We start from the raw sequence: 7,086 nt of genomic DNA on the forward strand, positions 1-7,086 counted from the left end.
CACGAGCCGCCAATGACCGCCTTGCATCAGCTTTCAGCCACAGACCTGATCACAATGATCCGCTCAAAGAAACTTTCTCCGGTGGAGCTTGTGCAAGCCAGCCTGGATCGCGTCGGCCAGCTTCAACCCGTCTTGAACTGTTTCATCACTATTTGCGGTGAACAGGCGATGGCGCAGGCGCGTCGGGCCGAGCAGGCCATTATGGACGGCGCCCCTCTAGGTCTTTTGCATGGCATTCCCTATACCGTAAAAGATCTCGTTCATACGGCGGGCGTACGAACTACCTTCGGTACAGTTCTCCACAAGGACAATATCCCTACCGAAGATGCGCCTGCTGTTGCGCGGCTGAAGGCCGAGGGTGCAATCCTTATCGGTAAAACAACCACGCCGGAGTTCGGATCGCAGCCATTCACCCGCTCGCCGCTGTTCGGTCAAACATGCAACGCATGGGACACCAGTCGAACCAGCGGCGGCTCCAGTGGTGGAGCGGCGGTGGCTACGGCGGCCGGCATTGCTCCGTTGGCGATCGCAACGGACGGCGGCGGCTCTACCCGCATCCCTGCCGCCTGCAATGGCGTTGTGGGCATCAAGCAGAGCAACGGCGTTGTTCCACACAGCCAGGCGCAGGATTTGTTCGGCAATCAGACCTACGTAACGCCCACCACACGCACGGTCGCAGATACCGGACTAATGCTGCAGGTAATGAGCGGCGACTATGCATTGGACCCTTGGTCGATCGGATTGAAACGTGCCGACTACGCCGCTGCCGCTCGCTACCAAGGTGACCTGCATGGGAAACGCGTGCGCTATTGTTATGCGCCGGAAGGCCGGAAGGTGTCGGCCGATGTGCGCGAAACTTTCGATGCAGCGCTTCACACGCTAGCCGGCCTTGGCGCACTACTAGAGCCTTTCGACGCCCAGGACTTTATTGTCGAGCCAATCTGGCGCACGATCAATCACACAGTCTGGCGCTCGCGGTTTCTTTCATTGGTCGAGCAGCACGGGGACACGTTCAGCGCAACGTTTCGCCGGCAGATTCTCTCGGCAGGCGAGTACAGTGCGGTCGACTACCAAGAGGCAATGTTTGCCCGAGGCATACTTTTCAAACGTATGCAGGGCTTGTTCGACACCGCTGATTTGTTCGTGACCCCAACCATCACCCGAACGGCGCTGCCTCTGGATACGGACTTGTTTGATCCCTTCGAAATGGATGGCACGTTGTACGACGGCATTCGCACTCACTGGTATCCATGGACGATGCTTTTCAATATGACCGGTCATCCCGCCATAACACTTCCTTGTGGGCAAGCGCGCGACGGGTTGCCAACAGGAATTCAACTGGTGACCCATTATGGCAGCGACGATGAACTGTTGCGATTCGCGTCAGCGTTCGAAAGCGCCGCAGGGACCTTTGGCCAGCCAGTGTTCTGAAGAGGACCAAGGCGGTCTTGGCCGCCGTCCATATTCCGCCAGCCGGTTTAGTCCATCACGATGCCTGTGCGTTCCACAACTGGGCGCCACGAAGCAAGCTCTTTGAGAGTGCGTTTTGCCATTTCCTCGCCTTTGGCAGGCGCCATCACGAGGCCCTTGGCGGTAAGCTGCTGGCGTAGTTCAGGTGCTTCAGACGCTTTCAAGAATGCGTCTTCAAGCACCTTGACCGTGTTCTCGGGAGTTTTGGCGGGTACGACGATGCCATAAAAGCTGGTGGCTGCTTCGAATTCGGGAAAGCCCTGTTCGGAAAGTGTCTTGACCTCCGGTAGGGAATCAAGCCGGTTAGTACCGCTAACACCGAGGAATTTGATCTTCTTGGCCTGGTAAAGCGGCATCATGCTGGCGACCGCGTCCCATCCAATCGACACGACGCCACTGGAGACGTCGATCAGCATTGGCGATGCGCCCTTATACGCAACCGGCTCGATCTTCATATTATGATTTGCATTGACGGCGAGTATGCCCAAGTGGCCCGAGCTGCCCAGCGTTGCAACGCCAAGACTGGGCACCGCGGAAGGTTTCTGTTTCGCCCACTCAACATAATCTTTCATGCCGCTAAATGGCTGCGACGCGCCTGTGACAATCGCGGTCGGGATATCGACCAGTGTCGCGACGGCGCGCAAGTCGGTCTCGGCGTCGTACCCCGGCGCCTTGTACGTAAGCGGGAAAATCGTCAGCAACGGAGATGGAACCAGATACATGGTTCTACCGTCAGCCTTCGAATCTTTCACATGATTAAGGCCAATGCGTCCAGAAGCGCCGGGCCGGTTCTCCACGATGACCGTTCCGGCTCCGTTCTTGCGCAATTGCTCGGCATAGGCGCGTGCGACCGTATCGGCTGCGCCGCCTGGCGCATAGCCGACAACCAGCGTCATTGGCTGGGGAAGCGGTGTGGCCTTTTCAGCGTACGCGGGAAAGGCCATTGCTGCGCATGCAATCCCTGGAATGACGCCCATAAACAACCGGGAAATTAACCGCATGAAACACCTCTTTTATAAAATGGCTTAGCGGCACTTGAGCGGCTGCTACGCGATAAATATAACAGACCGTAGAGCACTGCCACGTCGCATTTTGCCAGTGCTTACGTCATGAGTTCACGTGGAAAGGCGGCCAGCCAGGTCGGTGGGCAATCCTTTGGGCGCGATGAGTGCGCACCACAGTTTCTCCTCAGTTCGAGCACAGTTATCCACCCCTGCCGCAACCATCGCAGGGACATCAGGCAAGAAGGGACTGCGCTCAGGGCTAGTAACTGCCAAATCACGCAGCGACGTAACAACGCGATTTGAGTCACGTCCACGCACTAACTTTGATCGCGAAATGAATGCCCGACCGGGCAACCTAATCGAACGTGCCGACCGACTGCCGTAAGTGCTGAACAATCGTGCTCATCTTGGCATCCAAGCGACTCAAAGGCCCCCCGACCGCCAGCGCAACAAAATCTCCATTAATGGGAGTCGGTAGCGCTGCTGCGACCATGCCTGTTCCCTCGAACACTCCGCTGCGTGAAGCCACAAACCCATACTGCAGCAAGTGTTCGATTTGCTGTCGTACCTGTTTCAAACTGGCTTTCTTTACCAACCCTCGCCGGTCTCGTTGGGCTTGATGCACAACTTTCTTCAGCTCTGTTTCATCCAGCTTGCTGAGCAACGCCAAACCGGTACCCGAGGTACAAATCGGACGCAGCACTCCCGCCAGGGTTGGTACTACCGTAGGGCGTTTCTCTTGCTTGACCAATACGTAACGCGCATAGGTGCCACGGCGAACCGCTGCCACGGCCGTTTCACCGGTGGCCTGGTTAAGGCCAGCGACTGCTCGAACCACGAATGGATCGGAAGCGACACCATCGTCACCTATCCATTTCCCGAGATGTGCCACCTGTGCAGTGGGCACGTATTCATGCGCTCTTCGATCATGAGCTATGTACGACAGATTCACCAGCGTATTCAATAGGACGGCGGCACTTGATTGAGGAATGCCGGTGAGCTGGACAATCTCTCTAAGGGTGAGCGGCATTTGCACCCTATCGAACAACTCCAATAGCTGAAGAGCGCGCACCGCGCTTTTAACATTTTTCAAAGTCTCTCCAACCATCTGCGATTCGATGTTGGCTCGTACGACTATTTGCGGGCAGATATTGAGCCTCCAAAGCACGGATCAAATCCAGATCCAGCAGTCCTTCAAGCGTCTCTTGGGCCATCACTTTGGCCGGAAACTGAATACTACTGCCTGAGTCGACATTCTCTTTCAACACCTTCAGGTTCTCCATGACGGCCATTGCGGAACTTTTCAAGGCCAATAATGGATGGGTGATGATACTGACGATCCCTTTAAGCTGCGCCGGATCAATGCAACCAAGCCAACCAAGGTTAGCCAACATCAACGGGGCCCCCGCTTGTTGGCGCACCGTCTTCAGTATATCGATGCTTTTAACCGCTGGACTGATGAGTTTGATGACATCAGCACCCGCATCGGAGTAAGCCACAGCCCGTGCCACAACCTCTTGTGGATCGACCGCATCTGTTCTGGCAACGATCAACATATTTCGATTGCGGCGCGCAGCGACTGCAGCCTTGATCTTTCCTATTGCCTCATCGATATGCACAAGTGGCGGGCGGTTATTCAGTAGAGGGCACTGCTTGGGAGAACACTGATCCTCAAGGGTCACCGCTGATGCACCTGCTTTCTCGAATTCGGCAACCGTTTTCATTACGTTAATTGCGTTTCCGTAACCGTTATCAGCATCGGCAAAGACTGGGATCGACACCTTGGCGCAGACTCTGCGCACGACATCCACCATGTCCGACTCTGTGTAGAGTTCAACGTCCGGCATGCCAAGCAGCGATGCGGACACACTAAACCCTGATACCAATACTGCTTCGAAACCCGATTTTTCGGCAATAAGGGCGCTCAGGGTGTCGTAGCAACCCGGTACAGCCAGAGGCTCCAGTGAGTCAAGACGGCTTCTTAAGTCATACGTGTCGGTGGTCATCGCTATTGCTGCCTTTCGTATTGAGAGAGATTCAGGAGGAGTGGAAAAACAGTAACGACACGCCGGCCCATACTCAAGCACTCCATGTAAAACATCTAACCAGATTCCACATATGTGGAATCTGGTTAGAAAAATGGAGAGTTCCGATTGCTCCGTCGACCGCTAAGGCAGCAAACTAGAAAAAACTATCACGGAGGCAAAATGAAAACTTTATATTCGATCGCAGCCAGCGCCCTTTTAACGGTAACGTTATCTGCAACAGCGCAGGCGCAAGCCGACGACTTTCCGAACAGGCCCATAACAATTATCGTGCCGTTCGGCGGCGGTAGTGGGTCCGATGCATCCGCGCGTTACTTTGGCGAGAAGATGGGTCGAATCCTGGGTGCAAGCATCATCGTCGAAAACAGACCTGGAGCCGCGGGCGCCATCGGCATGATGGCAGCGAAAAAAGCCCCTGCGGACGGCTACACCCTCGTCCAGGGCGGTATATCGCCAAGTGTCGTCAACGCCGTTCTGGTTAAGGACCTGGGTTATGACCCAGTTAATGATTTCGTACCATTGCTGGGGTACGGAAGAAACATGAACGTATTGGCGGCGCCAGCTGACTCCGACATCAAGAATATGGCGGATTTACAGAAATTGCTCAAGGCGTCTGATCAGTCGTTGAATGTAGGCACATTTTCGACAACGTTGCAGCTTGCAGTCTCGTGGATGGGCGACTCCCTAGGTCTGAAGTTCACCAACATACCCTACAAAGGGCAAGCGCAAGTCCTCAACGATCTGATGGGCAAGCAAATTGATCTTGCTCTTATTGATCTTGGCGGTGCCACCTCCTTGTTACGCCAAGGGAAAATACGCGCTATCGCGGTGACTGGCGAAAAAAGAAGTCCTGACTTTCCAGACGTGCCGACTGTGAAAGAAAGTGGCGCCTCAGATTACGTGCTTTATAGCTGGAATGCGTTTTTTACACGCTCAGAAGTTCCTGAGCTGGTACGCGCCAAACTGGCTGATGCGATCAAACGGGTCATGACCGACCCAGACACCATCAATAATTTCTACAGCCCGAAAGGAACGGAAGGTGTGCCCCTGTCTTCCGAGCAGATGAGGGCTCTGCAAACCCAAGAAATCGAACGGTTCAAACAGGTTGCCCAAAAACTGGGCATTGAAAAACGCTAGCGCCCTTCCTGGTCGCTCCACGCAGCGATCAGGGCTAATGAAGGAATATTTGTGTATCCAGATCGTAATCCGCTGAAAGAAAAACTCGAGCAGGACAAGTGCATCCACGGCTTGTACATTCAAACTGCAAGCCCCGACAACGTAGAAATGGCGGCGGCTGCAGGTTATGACTACGTCATTCTGGACCTCGAGCACGGGTCCTTCGGTTATTCAGAAATGCTTCAAATGATACGTGCAGCTGAAGCATCCGGAATTGCCCCGGTAGTCAGGGTCAGCCAAAACTGTGCCTCGGAAATCCGTAAGGCGCTTGAAGCCGGAGCCGTTGGCGTATATGTTCCAGATATCCAAACCGCTGAGCAAGCAGAAGCCGCCGTCGCAGCGGTTAAATTCCGGAGCGCTGAGGCCACGGGGCTGCGAGGCGCATGCCCCACAGTACGTTCTGCCCGATCCCGGGGCGCATCCGAGTGGCCCGAATATGTAGATTGGTCGAATAGAAATACGGTTCTCAGCCTTCTGATAGAAAGCCAAAAGGGCCTGGACAATCTCGACAAGATCCTGCAGATACCAGGGATCGATACGATCATTATGGGTCGGTTCGACCTCGCCCAGGAAATGGGCCTGAAGGGAGACCGCTACGGTAAAGAAATGTCTGAAAAATTCGAGCTGTTCGCAGACCAATGCAAACGTGCGGGCGTGCCTTATTTGGCAAGGCTAAGCAGCCTGAACGCAGATAAGGCCAGAGCCGAGTACGACTACTGGATCCAGCGCGGCGCACGCATATTCAATCTAGGATCAGACCGGGAACTTATTGCCCGTTCCTTCTCGCAAGCGCTGCATCCGTTGACGCCGCCAATCCAGGAGCAAAACGCGTCTGGAGCCTGAGTTGCCAACTGGCTATCCATATGGCCTGGTTCGATAGATCGCAACGGCAACTGATCTCAAACGGTCGCTCAGGTTCGCACTTACCTTACTTGATCAGAACTCTAAAATGAGCACGTCTCATCTGGGGCAATATCGGCCATTGCGGTTGTATTGGCCATCGTCAAATTGAATCTCTTTTGGCTTGAAAGGAGAAAGCGGCAACTGGCGAAGCCGGGGGTGATAGTCCTGTGGAAGGCGGCATCAGCTTTTGAATCGGTATATATTTTTGAGTCGGAATATATATATTCGATCAGCCAGTGGCCCCACCTTTCGTCGGCACTGTAATAATGCTCCCCCAAAACGGGTCAGTTTTGAACCGGCGTTGACACCTATCACCGAACATGCCGCCTGATGTGTCCGAAGAGGCAGGGCAAGGCCACAATGAAGCGCCCCGGCTTTCGTGGAGGCCGGTTGGTTTAAGTCAGACCTCGACAGCGACCTTTTCAGTCAGTTGCCGATAATAATTTTCTTCAGCTTCTGCCGGTGGAATATACCCGATAGGAGCCAAC

The 7,086-nt window shown here is 54.5% G+C and carries 6 protein-coding genes; 3 read left to right on the top strand and 3 right to left on the bottom strand.

Features of this window, described 5'->3' with window-relative positions; translation table 11 throughout:
- Positions 1-12 precede the first annotated feature (12 nt).
- Positions 13-1,431, top strand: coding sequence for an amidase (locus CR159_RS11475; RefSeq protein WP_102074085.1), 1,419 nt, complete (start codon positions 13-15; stop codon positions 1,429-1,431).
- 47 nt (positions 1,432-1,478) lie between these two features.
- Here the strand turns inward: CR159_RS11475 and CR159_RS11480 are convergent, their stop codons facing one another.
- The 3 genes from CR159_RS11480 to CR159_RS11495 form a co-directional block, all read right to left on the bottom strand.
- On the bottom strand, positions 1,479-2,471 hold the full coding sequence (locus CR159_RS11480) for a Bug family tripartite tricarboxylate transporter substrate binding protein (protein WP_233208277.1): 993 nt from the start codon (positions 2,469-2,471) through the stop codon (positions 1,479-1,481).
- 358 nt (positions 2,472-2,829) lie between these two features.
- The gene (locus tag CR159_RS11490; RefSeq protein WP_158238535.1) at positions 2,830-3,567 is read right to left on the bottom strand and encodes an IclR family transcriptional regulator; all 738 of its coding nucleotides are present in this window, start codon (positions 3,565-3,567) and stop codon (positions 2,830-2,832) included.
- Positions 3,554-4,480, bottom strand: coding sequence for an isocitrate lyase/PEP mutase family protein (locus CR159_RS11495; RefSeq protein ID WP_102074088.1), 927 nt, complete (start codon positions 4,478-4,480; stop codon positions 3,554-3,556). The genes CR159_RS11490 and CR159_RS11495 overlap by 14 nt, the downstream gene beginning before the upstream one ends.
- 201 nt (positions 4,481-4,681) lie before the next feature.
- Between CR159_RS11495 and CR159_RS11500 the strand changes: the two genes are divergently transcribed.
- Together CR159_RS11500 and CR159_RS11505 are read left to right on the top strand one after the other, a co-directional pair.
- Complete coding sequence (locus CR159_RS11500) at positions 4,682-5,656, top strand: Bug family tripartite tricarboxylate transporter substrate binding protein (RefSeq protein WP_102074089.1); 975 nt, start codon at positions 4,682-4,684, stop codon at positions 5,654-5,656.
- 51 nt (positions 5,657-5,707) lie between these two features.
- Complete coding sequence (locus CR159_RS11505) at positions 5,708-6,538, top strand: HpcH/HpaI aldolase family protein (protein ID WP_102074090.1); 831 nt, start codon at positions 5,708-5,710, stop codon at positions 6,536-6,538.
- Positions 6,539-7,086 lie beyond the last annotated feature (548 nt).

This window comes from Pollutimonas subterranea (assembly GCF_002849655.1).
Lineage (GTDB): Bacteria > Pseudomonadota > Gammaproteobacteria > Burkholderiales > Burkholderiaceae_B > Pollutimonas > Pollutimonas subterranea.

Excerpts from the sequence above, each read along its gene's own strand:
- CR159_RS11495 (WP_102074088.1), bottom strand. The coding sequence starts at position 4,480 with ATGACCACCGACACGTATGACTTAAGAAGCCGTCTTGACTCACTGGAG.
- CR159_RS11480 (WP_233208277.1), bottom strand. The coding sequence starts at position 2,471 with ATGCGGTTAATTTCCCGGTTGTTTATGGGCGTCATTCCAGGGATTGCA.
- CR159_RS11500 (WP_102074089.1), top strand. The coding sequence starts at position 4,682 with ATGAAAACTTTATATTCGATCGCAGCCAGCGCCCTTTTAACGGTAACG.
- CR159_RS11475 (WP_102074085.1), top strand. The coding sequence starts at position 13 with ATGACCGCCTTGCATCAGCTTTCAGCCACAGACCTGATCACAATGATC.